Source organism: Halorubrum amylolyticum (assembly GCF_004114995.1).
In the GTDB taxonomy this organism is placed as follows: domain Archaea; phylum Halobacteriota; class Halobacteria; order Halobacteriales; family Haloferacaceae; genus Halorubrum; species Halorubrum amylolyticum.
On sequence record NZ_SDJP01000046.1, the window covers coordinates 1 to 17,480 of the forward strand.

General features: G+C 58.9%; 9 protein-coding genes and 3 pseudogenes. 7 read left to right on the forward strand and 5 right to left on the reverse strand.

From position 1 onward, the window contains the following. The first annotated feature begins 372 nt into the window (after positions 1–372). From csg to ESO89_RS19445, 4 genes and pseudogenes are all read left to right on the forward strand, one after another. Entirely contained in the window at positions 373–3,261 is a 2,889-nt protein-coding gene (csg, locus tag ESO89_RS17360; protein WP_164932831.1) for an HVO_2072 family ArtA-dependent S-layer glycoprotein, read from the forward strand. 316 nt (positions 3,262–3,577) lie between these two features. Further along, positions 3,578–5,164, forward strand: a complete 1,587-nt coding sequence (locus ESO89_RS17365; protein ID WP_241686287.1) for a DUF7827 domain-containing protein — start codon at positions 3,578–3,580, stop codon at positions 5,162–5,164. A 182-nt stretch (positions 5,165–5,346) separates the two neighbouring features. Beyond that, on the forward strand, positions 5,347–5,778 hold the full coding sequence (locus ESO89_RS17370) for a DoxX family membrane protein (RefSeq protein ID WP_128906680.1): 432 nt from the start codon (positions 5,347–5,349) through the stop codon (positions 5,776–5,778). Positions 5,779–5,910: 132 nt separating this feature from the next. Beyond that, positions 5,911–6,156 (forward strand): annotated as a pseudogene (locus ESO89_RS19445) (helix-turn-helix domain-containing protein); the annotation flags it as partial. 1,012 nt (positions 6,157–7,168) lie between these two features. Here the strand turns inward: ESO89_RS19445 and ESO89_RS17380 are convergent. Together ESO89_RS17380 and ESO89_RS17385 are read right to left on the reverse strand one after the other, a co-directional pair. Beyond that, a complete protein-coding gene (locus ESO89_RS17380) occupies positions 7,169–9,640 on the reverse strand; it encodes an efflux RND transporter permease subunit (protein WP_128906681.1) in 2,472 nt (823 codons plus the stop codon). Positions 9,641–9,643: 3 nt separating this feature from the next. Continuing rightward, positions 9,644–11,296, reverse strand: coding sequence for a COG1361 S-layer family protein (locus tag ESO89_RS17385; RefSeq protein WP_241686289.1), 1,653 nt, complete (start codon positions 11,294–11,296; stop codon positions 9,644–9,646). Positions 11,297–11,498: 202 nt separating this feature from the next. On the opposite strand from ESO89_RS17385, the gene ESO89_RS17390 reads away from it, so the two are divergent. Next, positions 11,499–12,191, forward strand: a complete 693-nt coding sequence (locus tag ESO89_RS17390; RefSeq protein ID WP_128906682.1) for a TetR/AcrR family transcriptional regulator — start codon at positions 11,499–11,501, stop codon at positions 12,189–12,191. Between the two features lie 44 nt (positions 12,192–12,235). Here the strand turns inward: ESO89_RS17390 and ESO89_RS17395 are convergent, their stop codons facing one another. Together ESO89_RS17395 and ESO89_RS17405 are read right to left on the reverse strand one after the other, a co-directional pair. Then, a complete protein-coding gene (locus ESO89_RS17395) occupies positions 12,236–12,838 on the reverse strand; it encodes a hypothetical protein (RefSeq protein ID WP_128906683.1) in 603 nt (200 codons plus the stop codon). Between the two features lie 1,332 nt (positions 12,839–14,170). Next, positions 14,171–15,270 (reverse strand): annotated as a pseudogene (locus tag ESO89_RS17405) (DUF4330 domain-containing protein). A 130-nt stretch (positions 15,271–15,400) separates the two neighbouring features. Here ESO89_RS17405 and ESO89_RS17410 point away from each other — a divergent pair. Together ESO89_RS17410 and ESO89_RS17415 are read left to right on the forward strand one after the other, a co-directional pair. Next, positions 15,401–15,844, forward strand: a complete 444-nt coding sequence (locus tag ESO89_RS17410) for a VanZ family protein (protein WP_128906685.1) — start codon at positions 15,401–15,403, stop codon at positions 15,842–15,844. 90 nt (positions 15,845–15,934) lie between these two features. Continuing rightward, positions 15,935–16,767: pseudogene (locus tag ESO89_RS17415) on the forward strand (RNA-guided endonuclease InsQ/TnpB family protein); the annotation flags it as partial. Between the two features lie 21 nt (positions 16,768–16,788). On the opposite strand, the gene ESO89_RS17420 reads toward ESO89_RS17415, so the two are convergent. Next, on the reverse strand, positions 16,789–17,238 hold the full coding sequence (locus ESO89_RS17420; RefSeq protein WP_128906686.1) for an acyl-CoA thioesterase: 450 nt from the start codon (positions 17,236–17,238) through the stop codon (positions 16,789–16,791). Positions 17,239–17,480: the final 242 nt, after the last annotated feature.

Genomic DNA, 17,480 nt, shown 5'->3' on the forward strand with positions numbered 1-17,480 from the left:
TCCGATCACACTTCATCAGCGATTGGACTCAACACCGTCTTGGTCAACTATCCGCACAAACACCGCCTCAACGCGCCGCTAAACTACAACGGATGGTGACGAGACGCTACGTCATTCTCTCGTCAGACGCCCAATCTGAAAACACCGATTTCACCGCCTCTCTCGCCGATTGTGACGGTTTCACACACCATGGAATACACACAAAGTATTTATAAGAACCGTCGTATTGTTTTGATGCCCCTATCCCCGAACGCGGCAGAAGCGAGTAATCCGTGACACACTTCACCCGTCTCACAACGCGATGGCGATACGAGACGGCAGTGTCGAGGACAAAGCTACTGGCGTACTCGGATGCAGACAACAACGCAAACAATGACAAACGACAATAAGACACGTTCGAAGGCCAACGCGGTCTTCTTCAGTGTCATCATGGTCCTTTCCATGGTGGCAGTTGGTTTTGCTGCTGCACCCGCAGCGGCTGCCAATGCCGGTGATGTAACGTTTGAAGTTCAAACACTGGGTACAGACCAGTCAGTCGATGTTGGCGTCGACAATCTAGAAGGCGCTAATAATGATGTCACTGCCCTAATCACATACGAAGATGGCGGTGATACTGTTATTGCAGGGTCGACTACGGAAGCAGTGTCGGACGGCACTGGAACCGTCTCCGTCGATATTGCGGACTCGGGTGGGTTCCCAGGTGAGCACACTGCACACCTGGTTGACCCCGACGGGAGTACTACCAACACAAGTGTTGGACAGACAGCTGACGACATGACAGACACCTTCGATAGCGCCACCGCGGAAGTGACTGTCGCACCTCGCTCGGACGACAGCACCGTGAATACCGTTTTCGACGGCCAGACTGTCTTCCAGGGTGAGGAGAATATCAGCTTCGTTGACATCTCCACCGGGGATGAGTACACCGCTGATGAGCTCGAAGGAACCTCCGGCAACCGTGAGGGAACACCCCTCCAAATGCCGATTCCTGAAGATGAAGAAACTGGCGCCTACGACGCTAACGGGCCGACTGAGGGCACCGGTGGCTTCACCACAACTGTTGTTGAACCTCGGATCACCACCGCAGAGGTTCAGCTGAACGATGACGATATCAGCCGGGTTGCCACCTCGCGAGCTAACAATGAAGGCGATCGGGAGTTCGGCGTCCAGACGGATTATAACTTCGAGGATGCCGAGCAGGTTGAGATCACGGTTGAAGATCCGAACGGTGCTGACATTACCAGCGAAGTTCTCGATGGGGATGCAGACGCCCTTACCGGGGATGGTGGATTCATCCTGCTTGACATGTCCGGCGAGGATGCTGGTGAATACACCGTCACCTTCGAAGGTGAGGACGACCTTGACTTTGACAGCGTTGTTGAGGAGTACACCTTCGAGCTGACCAACGACGACACGCTCGGTATCGAGGTTGCTGACGATCCCATCACTCAGGGAACGAACCAGCAGTTCACTGTGAGTGGCGGTACGAACGGTGACTACCACTTAGTCACCGTTGACGCGGACGACTTCCGTAGTGACGAACTCAGCGACAACGTCTTCCGCAATGTCGAAGACACCGAAACTGTCGGCTTCGCTAATGAAAGCGGCGGCAGCCTCGGTAATAGTCCCGATGAGGTCAACTTCGATAATGTAGAGTATGCGTACGCAGTTGTCGAAATTGACGGCACGCAGGCTTCCGGCTCGCTCCGCACCTCGACACTTGACGACACATCCGTTGACCTCACCCTTTATGGGGCCGATGAGGGAGACATGGATGGCACGTTCTACTTCCCCGCAGAGAATGACTGGGAAGATGATGAGGACTCCACCGACTTCGACGTTGAGGAAGGTGAAGTCGGTCTCCAGAGTCCGACCGGAACGTACACTGTCGGATCTGAAGTTGACGTGAACGGTACGGCTGACAGTGCTGACAATGTTCAGCTCTACGTCCGTGATAACAGTAACTGGGAGCCGCTCTCAATCGACGGAGAAGAGAACTCTCCTGACGATAGTGAAAACCCCAGTAACGAGATCTCCGTTGACTCGGACGACACGTTCGAAGAGACTGATGTTGTGATTTCCAACCAGGACCTGCTGGACGGAAACAACATCCTCGCGTTCGAGGGCCGGTACGACATCGGCGTCATTGACTCTTCCGACGTTGACGATATCGTCAATGACGACGGTGAGATCGAAAACTCCGACTTCAGCAGTGCGTCGAGCAGTCGCGCGACGCTTACTGTTGAGACGGGAGACCTGACAGCGTCCTTCGGTACGGTTAACGGTCAGATCGCTACCGAAGACGGTGAGATTGACGTGGAAGGCACCGCGGCCGGACAGGACCAAGTCGTCGTGGCGTTCGTTGACCGCCGCGGATCTACCGTTGCAGAGACGGTCAGCGTCGACAGTGACGACACGTTCGACGAGGATGACATCGATATTAGCGACCTCTCGCAGGGAGCTGTGTCTGGTCACGTCATCTCACAGAGCCGCGACAACCAGGTTGGTGACGGCGATGGCCTCCCCAACCAAGACGGTGGAGATAGCCTCACTGATCTGCGCTCCTACATCCGCGACGATGTATCCGGCAGTGGCGACCAGGTCCGCAGCCGCATCATTGCAAACACGGTGGAAGCGGACGGCAGTGACGACCTGATTGTCTCGGAGAACTTCCGGATCAACGACGCGACACTCTCGATTCGGAATGTCTACCCCGAAGAGGCTGAGTCGAGCGGTGTAAACCCTGTCGCAGCCGGCGAGACGGCTGTCGTTGAAGGTGACACCAACCGCGACTCTGATAACGCGGCTATCACGCTTGAACTCCTCGACGACGAGGATAGCTCTGTTGCGTCCACCTCGACCGACGAGTGGGGCAGCGACGGGCAGTTCTCGGCCACGTTCGACACGTCTGATGTCGAGACCGGAACGTACACCCTTGAGGCAGATGACGGTGACAGTACGGACCGCGTTGAGGTCGAAATCGTCGAAGAACGCGAAGAGCCCGCAGACGGTGACGACGGCTCCGATGACGGTGACGACGGCACCGACGATGGTGACGACGGCACCGACGACGGCACCGACGACGGCACCGACGACGGTACTGACGATGGTACCGACGACGGCACCGACGACGGCACCGACAACGGTACCGACGACGGCACCGACGACGGCTCCGAAGACGACACGCCCGGCTTCGGTGCGCTCGTCGCGCTCGTCGCCCTCATCGCGGCTGCGCTCCTCGCGACCCGCCGCAACAACTAACGACAGCTAACAACCGAACGGACGCCCGTTCGGCCACGCGGTTTGCGGTTTCATTTTTCAAACGCGTTCGTACCGACTAGCGACGGTCCACGGTTGATCCACGGTTACGTTGCGCTGACGATACGCCGTAATCGACGATCATCTCATCGACACGACACGGTATCTCACATCATCGAACCGGTCACGGCGGTATTCTGTGCTTTCGCATGTTGTCTCTACGACAGCTAATCCATCGATAGAGGCGTCGAAACTGTCGATCATGGATATCCCGGACAGAAAGTATTTACCCGCCACGACGGTAGACTGAATCACGTTCATGCACACACGTCTCATTCTCGTCGTAACGGTCTTCCTTGTCGGTCTTGCGGGAGTTGCTGCGCCGTTTGCTGCCCCCGCAGCGGCGCAGGCTGGTCCTGCCGTCGGCTTTGGCGACTCCCAGACCACAGTCGCACAGGGCGACGTTGCGACGGTCGATCTCCAGTTGCGCAACACTGATCAGGCCACCCTCCAGATCCGCTCATCCGATCAGCGGTACCGAGCCACACTCCGCGTGCGCGACGGCGACGACGACGGTACCGTCCGCATCCACGTTAACACCTTCCGCGGAGCTGATGGTGACGCTGCTGACCGCTTTACTGCTGATGGTGACGCAGACTCCGTCCGGCTCCTTGACGAGTCGGGCGCTACCGATGCCTCAGTGTTCGACACCGGACGCTACAACCTGATCGTCTCGACCGCGGAGACGAGTGTCGCATCTGTGCTTACCGTGGATGTGCCCGACGCCGGCGACAGCGACACCAGTGTCGTCGGTCCGGACGCGACACCGCCCTCCGGCAACCAGACTAGGGTTGAGGCGGACCTGGAAACAGATGTGGAGGAAGCCGCCCGCGGCGACCACGTTCGAACCCGGTTCGCTGTTAGTGGCCTCGGCGGGGTCCTTGAATCGCCCGCGCCGGCGCGTAACCTCGTCTACCCTACGGACAGCGCTCCCAACGCGCAAACGACACATTCGATGCAGATGACGCCTCCTGACTCCGCGTCGATGCGGTCGCTAACAATCGACTATGGCGTCGACGATAGCACGCCCCCCGCGACTGTCCACCAGCTCTCTCAGAGCGACATCAAGACGATCGGCGTTGACGAAACAGGCGATGGCTACGTCGACCGCTCTATCGGATTTGCAATTCAGAATATCCGGACGAGCACCGACGGTCGCGTCACACTCACTTTCGACCGATCGATTGCTGTCCCCGAGAACCAGACGCTTCTACTAGCGTTTGCAATGCAAAATCCAGACACTACGGGGACTGAAGATGTCTCAGTCACACTTCACGCTGACCAGATGACCCACCACGAGCGGGGAACCGTGCTGTATGGGCCGGCCGGACAAGGGACACTTGGGCACGGCGTCGATCTCCGTTTGACCACGGCCGACGGCGACATGCCGACTGCACCGCTCGCGGGGGTTGAAACGACATACGATCCTGACGCCGGTGGGCTTGTTGCGACTGCCGACACAGGTGCATTTGCCACGGGAGACTACGATATGACGCTTGCGGTTGGTGAAGCTGCTCCCGAGCCCGTTCCTAGAGTCACACTCCGAGAATCGTTTGCGGTCGTTGAGCCGTCAGTTGAGTTCACGAATCGATCTGTCGGCGACGATTCACACCTATCCGTGACTGCCGATACCAACCTTGCACCAGGGAGCTCAGTTATCGTCCGTGTCAAGGCTGACAAGCCAGGTGGCGGCATCAGTCAGACTCTCAACTGCGTAGCAACAGTTAGCTCTGATAGCACGATCTCCTGTGCATTCGACCTCCAGAATCCGGCCTCTGACTTCGATATCGCAGTAACTGTACAGCGCAATGATACTGTGATCGGCGGGCCGGCTGAATATAATTGATAGACTACTGGCAGTAATCCTTTGTTTCAAAGAGTAACGCAGGCCGGAGGCCGAGTAGCGAAGTCGGGAAGAGTGACAGCGCCGTTACCGTCTTACCGGAATTAAGAATAAAAAATATATGAATTTTCTATACCCTGCTATAATCACGGAGGTTAAGCAGCTAGCCCGTTTTTTGAATATTGATGTCTGAGACTGAAACTGACAACACAGATAAACCATCACTTCTTGGGCGACTGCTGTTTGGGGGCGGTCTTGCAGTACTCGCTGTGCAGAATCTCAGAAATCTTGACGGGCGGATTGCATACGCTGATGCGAAAGGTGTTCCGAGTGCTGACACACTCGTACCAGTGTCCAGCGGGCTCCTACTCGGCGGCAGTCTTGGAATTACCGCGTGGAAAGCACCGAAGTTCTCCGCTAGTGGTGTCGCTGCATTCTTAATTGGAGTTACTCCACTCATGCACAACTTCTGGGCTGTCGACGAGGACGAACGAAATGAGGAAATCACATCTTTCTTCCAGAATCTCACACTCCTCGGCGGAGTATTGGTGTTTCTCAAGCGTGCAGAAAATACCGAAGACACTACCCCAAACAGCGAGCAACCCTCGAAATCGTAGACATTTTACCAAAATTGAGGCGAGAATGCCCCTTCCTCCACGAGCGAGTATCGCGAGCGAGTAGGGAGGGGATGAATCGCCGCACATCAGTATAAACCATTAAATCGACACATCTCGAATCACAAGACAGCGATGGAGTACAGTCACCGCTACCACGCCTACCCAACACAAGAGGTAGCGGAACAACTGGACTACCACATCGACGTTCATCGCCAAGCGTACAACTACACCCTGTACGAGTAGGAAAACACAGACGCCGACGACATCGGTTCCGCGTACAAACACCACTCCCGACTCCCCGACTGGAAAACTGAGTTTCCTGTCTTCTCGGACGTTAATTCGAAGGCTCTCCAACGAACTGTCACTCGGTTTTATAGAAAATCAAGGAGAATACCTGCGCCTTTAGGCGCAGGATGAATCCGACAGTACGTTCAACAGGCTACGTTTGACGACAGTTCGGAGTTTCCAATCCGTACTTTTAATCACTAGTACACCGTACATAGAGGTAAGGTCAGGTCGGAACGGAGCGATTCCGAACGACCTTTGGAAGCGGTCTATCCGCCATTAATGAGACAATATCCGAAACGCCAACACGGTGGACACGAATGCTAGAAGCGTTCGTCTCGTGCCCGTTGGTCGAGCAAGCCTCACGATAACTCTGAGTCCGCCAACGTGTTAGCGACTCCCTGCTGGCAAAAACAACAGATGGGAGTCAACAACACTGAGGATAGGAGTATCGGCGGTTTGGTACCGCCAGACAGCCACTGACTACGACGACTGGGTTACACGGATTCCCGCAAAGTGGCAGCAAACATGGTTGCAAACCTGAAACTCCCACCGCTCGGGATTCCTCCGCCTTCAGGCGGAGGAGGATGTCAATTTTCCCACGAGGACGCTGGCAGGCATCAGCGGAGTCGGGAAAATTGTGTCGCGTGCTTTGCACAGTCGTCACAGACATGCCCGTCGATGATGTGGCGTTCACCGACTACTCTTTCGGATACTGCCTCGTTACGCGGACGGACAGGCCGTGATCCGGAACTCGGAGATCTTCGTCATCACGAGAGAGCAAAGCTCTCTCGAACGACCTCCGAAGGACGGTTCGGAATCGGTTCCGTTCCGACCGATTCCTACTTTCATGGAGGGTGGCCTGTCAGTTAACCGTCGGTCTGAGAAATTCGGAATAGACATTCAGATGGTGGGTTGCTGCCCGCCATGTCGGCTGCATCACCCGCCTCAAGGCGGTGTATTCGCCTACCAGTCTCTATAAGGAGAATGCCTGACCCTAAACAGCCCAGCGTGAAGAGCCTCAGTTAGCTGCGAGTAGGGAACGTCCTGCCGTGGAGTTCCCGGTCTCCGATCGGGAACTCACGGCTCTAGCTGTGAAGGGATATCAGCCTGGGACTGGCAGATTAATCTTTCTCCGTACGCCGTGATACCGCTCCCATAGCAACACTGCCGGAGGGAGCGCGATCACGGTGAACGCGAAGGAGTACACCACGCTCAGTGCCATCAAGAGGCCGAAGTCCCCGAGAACGGGGGTGATGGCGAGCGCGAGCGCACCCGTCCCGAGCGAGGTGGTGAGCATGCTCCCGAGCAGGGCGCCGCCCGTGCCTGAGAGCGTGATGATCATCGATTCGTAGGCGTCCGCGCCCGCGTTGAATTCGTCGATGAAGCGGTGCGTCGCGTGTACCGAGTAGGCGATCCCGAGTCCGATCGAGATGGAGAGGATCGTCCCAGTCAGCGCGTTCAGCGACATCTCGAGGTACCGCATTGTTCCGAGCAGGAACGCGATCGCGATCAGGATCGGAAAGAGGTTCACGATCCCGAGAAGCGGCTTGCCCTCCAAGACGGCGTACGCAATGACGAGGAACAGCCCCGTCAGCCCCATCGCGATGATCAGCCCTTGGATCGCGGAGTTGAAGATGATGTCCGTCACCGCGTCGAAGACGACGATCTGGCCGGTAGCGGTGGTCTCGTACCGGAACTCTTCAGCGAACTCTCGAGTATCGGCCGCGGCTTCGGCCTGCGAGGCTCCGGAGTCGATCGCGTAGTCGACCTGCGCACTCCGTCGATCCTGCGTGAGGTACTGCTCGGCCCGATCGCCGGACGACGAGGCGAATAGCACATCATAGATACGGTCGAGATTTTGGTCGGGGATTCCATTCCCATCGACATCGTTGCGGGCGACCAGTTTGGCGAACTCTGGATTCTGGTCGGCATGCGATTGAATCACAGTCACGATGCTGGTCGGCTGGGCGCTCCCGCCGTCACCGACTGCGAGTGAGCCTGATGCATCGTCGTTCGGGTCCGCGAGGGCCTCCAGCGCGTGGCCCTCCTCGAAGTTCCCCTCGACGTACAACTTCACCGTTTGGTCTTGATTGGTCGAGAAGCGGTCTTCGAGGAGGTTCAGCGTCTCGGTGACGGTGTACTCGCTTGGCGCGAACGGCTCGGGGAGGCTGGTCACGTAGTCCGGCTGCTCCTCGGGCGGGAGGAAGTCCTCAGTCTCGAAGGAGGTGTCGACGCCGCTGCCGTACGCCGCGGCCATCCCGCCCGTGACGAGCAACACGACCACGAACGCGATCGGCGCGTACTGGCTGACCTGCGCCGGGAAGGTCAGGAACTTCCCGAGCGTCGAGTCCTCAGAGGAGATCGGAGCCGAGTTGAACTCGGGGACCCCGTACTGCTCTCGCAGCCTGTCGACGACCAGCTTCGCCGCCGGGAGGAACAGCCCGAAGATCAGGAACGTGAACACGATCCCGATCGCCGAGGCGATCCCCATGTTCCGGATCGGCGTGAGGTCCGATATCACGTTCGCGCCGAACCCGAACACGGTGGTCACGGTGACGATGATGAACGCGATCATCAGCTGGTTGTTCGCCTCCCGCATCGCCTCGGTGGCCTCGTATCCCTCGGCGGTCTCCTCGCGGTAGCGGTTGATGATGTGGATCCCGAAGTCGACCCCGACTGCAAGCAACAGGACAGGAACGGTGATCATCTGCTGGTTGAAGGGGATCCCGGAGAACCCGAGGAACCCGAACGTCCAGATGACGGTCATCAGAAGCGACAGCAGCCCGAGCGCGAGGTCGATCGGATCGCGGTAGGCGACGACCAGGAACAACAGCAGCAACAGCACGACGACGGGCATCACGATGGTGAGCGAGTCGCCGATGACGTTAGCCGTCTCGGCGTTCGTCACGCCGCTACCGAACGCCGTGATGTCCCCCGGCTGATCAGCCGCTAGAGATCGGATCGTTGTCTGGACATCTTGGAGATCGCCACTAGAGAACCCGGCCGGCACATCGTGTGAGACGACCGTAATGGACGCGCTCGCGCTTGCGCTCGTCGGGTTGAAGTCAGTGGCGAGCGTCCCTGTAAACTGTGGATTCTCGGAGAGGTCACGAACGACCTGCCGGACGCGGGTCGCGCTCGTCGACTCCAAGACGCGCCGCTGTTCGGCCGCGGTGGTCGCCGACGGATCGATCGCCTGTGCGACCACCGTGGCCGGTCCGTTCGTCGAGGCCACCCGGAGGTCGTCTCGCGACTCGACCTCCTCCAAGACCCGGAGATCTCTGAGTAGTGCCTCCTTCGTCAAGACGTTACTTCCCGAGTGGATGAGCTGTGTGGACTCGCTATCGGGCTCGAATGGGTCCTCGAACTCCTCGTTGACCGCGTCGAGTGCCTCCTGTTCCTCGAGACCTTCAGTGAACGAGTCCGTCGCTTCGGTATCCGTGCTAACGAGACCCATCCCACCGGTGAACACCAGCGTGAAAACGAGGAATACGATGATGACTCGGCGCGGGCTGTCGACGATGGCGTCGTTAAGTCGCCGCGTCCACGCCTCGATCCGCTCGCCGAGCGACATCGGTTACTGCCGCCTCCGGTAGACGACAAGCGCCCCCGTCCCGACGACGAGGAGCGCGACGATGATGACCGGCAGCGGCAGTCCGCCGCCCTCACTCTCGGTCACGTCTATCGGGACCCGGTAGGTGTCGGTCAGTTGGCTGTCGCCGTCCACGTCGTCGTATCGGAAGTCGAGCGAGATCGGGTACGTGCTGCCCGGCGTCGCGGAGCCCGTCGTGGTCAGTTCGAGGGTCATGGTCGCGGTCTCGCCGGGATCGAGCGACTGGACGTATCCCGTGTCGGTATCACCAGTATCGAGCGGGTCGTCGGCGAACAGCCGTGCCTCCACGTCGCTCGCAGTCTCATTGAGGTTATTCGTTACTGTGACATCGACAGTGCGGGTCCCGCCTGACTGAATGGTGCGGTTCTCGACCGCAACGTCGAAGCGGTCGCGCTCGGGGGCAACTTCAGCGTCGACAACTAGGTCCTCGAAGGCCCGCGACTCACCTTCGTCGTTTCGGTACTGAACTGCCATATCGAGCGAGCGCAGGCCGGCCTCGGCCTCGCCACTGATCGCGATCGGCAATGTAAAGTTCGCAGATTCGCCTGAATTAAGCGTCCCTACAGCGGTCGATCGCTCTGCCGGGATCACGCTTTGATCGTCGCCAGCGTACTGCACCACGACACTGCGAGCCGGAACGGGGCCGTCGTTGCGTACGGTACCAACTAGGTCACCGTCTTCGGCGACGCGGAGTTGTGACTCTACGTCAGTAAGTGTGAACTCCTGTTCGGCAAGCGGAAGAACGCCGAGCGAGAGCCCCTCGTCGGTACGAGCAATGCCGTCAGGGTCCTTGAACGCGACAGAGCCGGAAAGGGTGTACTGTTGAACCGGAAGATCCGACGCGATGCCGACATCGTAGGCGACAGTCGTTGTCTCACCGGGGTCGAGCTCCGCCACGCGGATCGTGTCGGACTGGCCGCCGCTCACGGTGACGCTGTTGCTCTGACTACTAAAAGTCACGTCGGCGGCGTGGGCCGTCTCGGAACCAACATTCTCGATTGTCGCCTCGACAGTGCCAGAGTCACCGACTTGCGTGTCGCTTTCGACATCAACAACTTGGAAACGAGCGTCGTCGCGGACGCGGAGGTCGACCTGTCGAGAGACCGTTACGGTGCGGTCCTCACCCGAGGAGTAGTACGAGTAGGTGAGGTCGAGATCGAGCGTGTAGGTGCCCGGATCGACATTGTCGGGCACGTTGATGCTTACCGGGGCCGAGCTCGGCCCAGTTGTCGTCACGCCGCCGATCGCAGTCTCGCCAGACTCGACGGAGAGTGGCCCGCTCGCCTCCGCGTCTACACGGACATTCCGTGCGGTGGTGACCGTATCGGCGGCTGAGGCGTCTCCAAATCGGAGGTTCCCGTCGTTAGCAACCGTCAACTCAACTTCATTCGTCTGGCCGGGAACAAGGTTCGGGTTCGAGACGAAGACATCAAGGTCGGGTGAGCCACCGACGTTTGAGGTTTGTGCGGGTACTGACCCACTCGATATTGAGGCGCTTCCGGTCGTACTCGTTACAGAATCTGACTCAACCAACTCGGCGCCGACAGCACCGATACCGACACCACTAGTGATTAGAAGCACACTCACAAGCACGACGGATAGGGGGCGAGTCCGCATGCGCTACCGCACCTCAGTAGCCGTGGTGTTTGTACTCCGGGAGTGGAGGAATTCCGGAGTAGAACTATTCGGCGGGAGGTAACAAGCTCGTTGCACACTCACCACTTCATCTGAGAACCAATAAACATTTTCTTCTCGGGATCTTACAGCCAGATATGGAACCAAAAAACGAAGCTGTCGCGGCTGAGACGAGGAAACAACAATGACCCAGTTTACCGATGAAGATCGCGAGCGTATCCGCAAGGAGTTGATCGAGGCAGGCCACAAGCTGTTCGCGCAGTTTGGGTTCGATCGCACGCGTGTAAGCGATATCACAGAGGAGGTAGGGATCGGTACGAGCACGTTCTATCAGTTTTTTGACTCAAAAGAAGAGCTGTATCTTGTTGTGTTGGTCTCTGAGCGCGATCAGTTGTTTGAACATCTTGAAGCAGCAGTCGATGAGATGGAGACGCCACAGGCGGAAGCTGAGATGATCCTACGGACGACGCTTGAGCAAGTCCGATCGAACCCTCTTATCCGGCGACTGTTCGTCGAAGGCGAGATCCGACGGATCGACGAACAGTTGAATGGGACGAACTACCATGACGCTACCGGCACAAGCGACGGTAATGACACCGCCACCACTAGTGGTAGCGATAGTGACAGCAAACCCGACACAGGTGTCGAGGCAAAATTCCGGGTATTACCGCAGCCGGAGGCATGGGTTGCGCGCGATGATGTCCGGATAGACGATCCGGACATCGTACGAGGACTCCTGCGGTCGCTGCTGTTCGTCACGCAAGCCCGGGACACACCTGTCGTCCTGAACGAGACCTACGATGAGGTTGAAGAGGTACTGATTGACACGGTCGTCACAGGATTGTTCGCAGATGAATCGATCTCTTCCGGTGACTGATACAGTAATAAGTTCATACCTCCGTCTTTAGGCCTGTCTCTTACCTACAACGGTTCCGCACGCCGTACCGCCACCTCAAGATCGAAATTGGCTGTATTGACCGAGTTGTTTGTCTCGTCATCATCGTACTGTATCATCGCATCTTCAAAAGTACGTATCCCAGATCCGAATGATTCGAAGGTTTGGTCAACATAGGTCCTCCCGACCGCGATTCGTTCATCAACCCGGGGCGGGTGATATGTTCGATCATCTGTTGGGGGTTCATAGTAGGCATCAATACGGAGTTCAAGTGTTCCATACGTATTCTCACCGGGATTTCCGACAACTACATCGGCTATAATCTGCGACAGGTGTATTGATTCGACAATCCGTACAATATCGGTTTCTTCGATGGTGATTCCTGTTGGTTTAGGATATCTGTCTCTGTCGTCGGTAGATGCGTTTGTGGTCTTTTCTGAACCACTCGACTGGGCCCTAACCTCATCCGTATCTGATTTAGCTCTCTGTTTCCGTCCTGTCGGCTGCTCACTACTGGTCGCCTCCACACCGTTGTTGGGGGTATCTGTTCCTCCCTCGACAAGGCATCCGGCGAGGGTGAGTGGAACGGTAGCAGCGAGGAACTGCCGCCGTGAGCGTGGTTGAACCATAGGACCTTATTAATCCGGGACAGATTAAACCCTAGGCTCATCAAAACTGTTTCTATCAGATGGGACCTGGCGAGAATTAACTGTCACTCTCCTTCAGGCGGACATATTCCAAGCGTCAGGATATCTGATTTGGCCCTCAAACGTGGATTCGTTCTCATCTGCTCTGATGGGATGAAAGCCTGCTAAGTCCCCAGCGTGCGTAAAGAGGTACTGGGGTGGTCAAAGGCCGATGATTCAACAGCGTCTTCGAACGCGTGGCTCTGATTGGCCTACGTGCCAAGGAAGCACCATCATGGGAGGCCGGCCGGATGCTGGCGGCATCCGGGCGGCGAGCCCGAATAGGTGTTGCTCCATTTACGCACACACCACCCATCAGCGCAGCAGTAGCTCGTATCGATCTTCCAGATGCTCGACCGCATGGAGGAATCTGATCCACAAGAGGTGAGTTACTGAAGGCCGCCGAGCCGGCGGCCCTCATCGGCCGGTCGTAGCGGTCGTGAGCCATAGCTACGGCATTCACGTTCTGACCGCCTGCCGGCCGGTTCCTGAGCTGTCACCGTGCCTGCTTGTAATTTCCTCTCGTGACCAAGCTCGGCATCGATCCCGGCGAAAAATATAGTATCGCAGACGTGGTTTGTTGCGCTAGCAGGCTTTCATAGGTGTTGAATCCGATGACTGCGCGGGGGATTGTCGATTTATACAGAGCAAGGAGAATACCCGCGCCTTTGGGCCTGTCTCTTACCCATAAGTTCACTGAGTCCCAAACAGACGTTTCAGACGCTGTCGAACCCAATCTATTCTCGGAAGATCGAGGTGAAGAGTGAGTCGGCCGGTGATATCGGCAGGGTGGGGTTGCTGAATACGGTAAACGAGATTAACAAAATCGTCCCATAGAAGTGTTAAGTCTGTAGATATCGGGCTTCGATCGGATTTTATCTCTCTCGGCAGTGACTCGATTTGTGGGTAAGAGACAGGCCTTTAGGCGCGGGATGAATCCGACACTCTGTATATTGTCCTCCTCCTCCGCCTGAAGACAGGGGTATGCGCTCGTAATCTCTATCACCTCCGGGACCGGCTCCGCGGTGAGCCAGCGGTACAGGTAGGAACTACGCATGGCTGTAGCCGCTTGACGCCACAGCTGACCTAAACGCGACCGGTGAGCCGCTTGCCGGAGCACGCTCTCGGTCTGAGTGCCCGTCCCCCTCTCGTTACCCATCTGTTTGGACCTTCGTGTCCGGCTTCATGTGTGTTGTGTCTGGGAGTTCCCGGCGACACTCACAAGATCTTACGGTTCGTGTGGGATGGCAGTGGACAGCGTCGCCGCCTGACGCCTCACCTCCCCACGGAGACGACCGTCGCCTCCACGGTGACGGTGCCGAGATCGAGTGCAACGGTCGCCCCCTGGCGAATCTGGTCGCCCTTGAACGCGAGGCCGCTCGCCGTCTCCCGCAGCTGGAGCTCCGCGGTGATCGTCACGTCGCGGTTGACCGGGTTATCGACCACGTTGACGCTGCCGTTCTCGCCGGTGGCGATGATGAGCGACGGCTCCGTCTCCACGTCGGTGACGCGCGCGACGGTGGTGTCGCCGGCGCACTCGACCATACCCGGCCGGATGGCGTCCGCGAAGTCCTCGCGGACCGCCTCCATCCGCAGCGTCACCGTCCGGGTCGTCGTTTCGCCCATGTCGATGTCGCCGCCGACCTGCTCGATCCGCGCGTCGAGCGTGTGCTCGCTGACGGGCAGCGTCACGGTCTGGCCGCGCCTGACCGGCGTGCCGCCGAAGCGGAGCCGGTCCTGCTGGCAGTGGGCGATGAGCGTCGCCTCGACCATGAGCTGTCGTTGGGTGGGCTGCTCGGTCGTGTACGTGGTCACGTTCTCGACGCGAGCCACGGTTCAGCCACTCAGCCGGATTTCGTCGCCGGGCGTCACGTCACTCGCGGTCGCCGCATCGACCTGACTGGAGAGCAGCACGCGCTGTTGCTCGGTCGCGAGCGCGTCGCCGTCGCCCACGTCTCGGATCTGGCCGCTGATCTGGTAACGGTCGGTCGTGATGTCGAGCGTCCGCCCAAGCCGTGGCGGAGGACCTGCGTACGTGAGGCTCCCCTGGTCGTTGAGTTCGCCCTCAAGCGCCACCGGAGGACGACGCGCGTGTCGTCGCCCTGTGGCGTGAGGTGAACGTCCGTTATCCGGAGCGTCGACGCGCCGTCGGGGTCGTAGGCGTCTCCCTCTTCGATCGCGTCGACGACGTACGGCGAGACAGTGCCGATGTCGAGCGTCGCGTAGGTCGTGTTCATCTCCGGTGCCGGCGCTGGATCATCCGTTAAGACGAACGCGGCACCCGCAACGACGACGGCGGCGATCAGCAACACGACGAGCGCGTCGATGACGTTGACGCGGCCGAACAGCCGTCCCTCGTCGTCGATCAGCTCCATGGAGGTTCCTTCAAGCGCGGCATTATCACCGACGACCGGCGCACAGGTAAAGTGCGTATTCGTTCGCCGAGCCGAGCTGGTGGTGCGAACCCGCAGGCTTTTGTCGATCCTGTGGGAGCACTCGGACACAATGGATCGGCTGCGCCTGCCGCTCATCCCGCGCGCTCTCCGACTGGCGGGCGTCGTCGCGGTCGCGGCGACGATCCTCTACTTTTCGGTGTTTACGCCGCCGGGGAGTGGCGCGATCCAAACGGGGCCGCTCAGCGTCTTCCCGTACAGCACGTGGCTTCACGGGCTGGCGTACGCCGGCCTCGCGGTGACGCTCGCGTACGCGCTTCAGGACCGCCCGTGGCGCGACCGCTTAGTGGTCGTCGTGGTGTTTCTCGTTGCGGTCGGCTACGGTGCGAGCATCGAACTGCTCCAATCGACGCTTGACGCGCGGACCGCGGATTTCGGGGACCTGCTCGTGAACGCGGTCGGGGCCGCCGTCGCCGCGGTGTGTTGGCGCGTGCTGACGCGGTGGGCGCGGTTCTACCGGGTGCGTCGGGTGAATGATGTCGAAAGGCCGGTCTGATGCCAGGGGCGTCCGGAGTGATCCCGGCAGAACCGAGATACTGCGCGGTGACGGGACACAGGGATGTCGCGGGCGCCTACGAATTCCGGTCGAATCCGTAAAATCGGCTGGGTGAAAATCCGCTACCACCGGCCGATTCCCGACTGCGCCACGATTAAAGAAGTCACGTTCAAGAAGGAGACGACCGGCGAGTGGTTCGTCTCCTTTAGATTGGAAACCGATGACGCCAACCTACCCGAGAAACCCGACGTGAACTCCTTGGACGCGAGCAACAGCGTCGGCATCGACCTCGGCATCCTCAACTATACCCACACCAGAGATGGGAAGATCGCTGATTGGCTCGACCTTGAAGACAAGTACGAGCGTCTTCAGCGTGAGCAAGGCAAACTCTCACGGAAAGAGAAGGGGTCAAACAACTACGAGAAACAACGCCGGGAAGTGGCCAAGGGAAGCGTCACATCAAGCGGAAGGTACTGGACTACCAGCACAAGATAACGACGTGGCTCGTCCGCGAGTACGGCGCTGTGTTCGTGGAGGAGTTGAACGTGAAGGGAATGTTAGAGCAGTCTCACAACGCCCGCAACAAGCAGGATGCGTCGTGGCGACAGTTCATCACACTGCTCGAATACAAAGCAGTGTTGTACGGCACTCACGTCGTATAAGTCGAAGGCCGAGGCACCACAAAAGAATGCGCGTCGTGTGGTGCGGAGACAGACAAATCCATCTGGGTCAGGGAACACTCCTGCCCGAGTTGTGGGTTCGAGACAGACAAGAATGCGAACGCGGCGATGAACGTCTTGCAGAGAGGTTTTTCTGAGTTAGGGCTGGGATGGCCCGAAGATACGCCCATGGAGACTGTGACCGCTACGGACACGACTCAGTTTGAGTCTGTTTCTGCAAGTCACACCGTAGAAACGGGAAGCTCGGGGGTGACCCGAGGCGATTCACCGGTCCTCGTCCGGCTCGGCCGCGAGCGCGGCGTCGCGGAGCTCGCGGCAGCGGTCGCCGGCGACCGTCAGCTCGGGGACCGGCGTGGGGGTCCCGTCGGCGTCGACCGCGACGAAGACGAAGTACGACTCCGTGGTGACCTCGCGCTCGCCGGTGCGGGGCGCCTCGCGGAACGCCCGAAGCCGGACTCGGACGCTCGTCCGGCCGGCGGCGTAGGCGTACGACTCGATGACGCAGGTGTCGCCCTGCGGGATCGGCCGCTTGAAGTCGAGCTCGTTGATCTTGGCGGTGACGCACGTCTCCCCGGCGTGACGCATCGCGGACATCGCGCCCACCTCGTCCATCCACTTCACGACGTTGCCCCCGTGGGCCGACTCGTAGTTGTTGGTGTGGGTCGGCTGGACCCGCTGACGGTTCTCGATGTAGGTGTCGCTGACGGTCGGCATGGCGGTCCCCACACGCCGGGGCGTCAAAGGGGCGTCGGCACCGCCGGCGACGGCGGGTGGCGGGGACGCGAACGCGGACGCCTCGGCTCCGGTCGCACGGCCCCGCGACGACCCCCGATCGCCGGCCGGTTTCGCAGATCGATAGCGGGGGAACAAGATATTTATACTCGCGTGGCATTCACTAGCATGCATGTCTAGTAGTGCACCCAGCGCGGACGACGACGTGTTCGACGAGTTCCTGT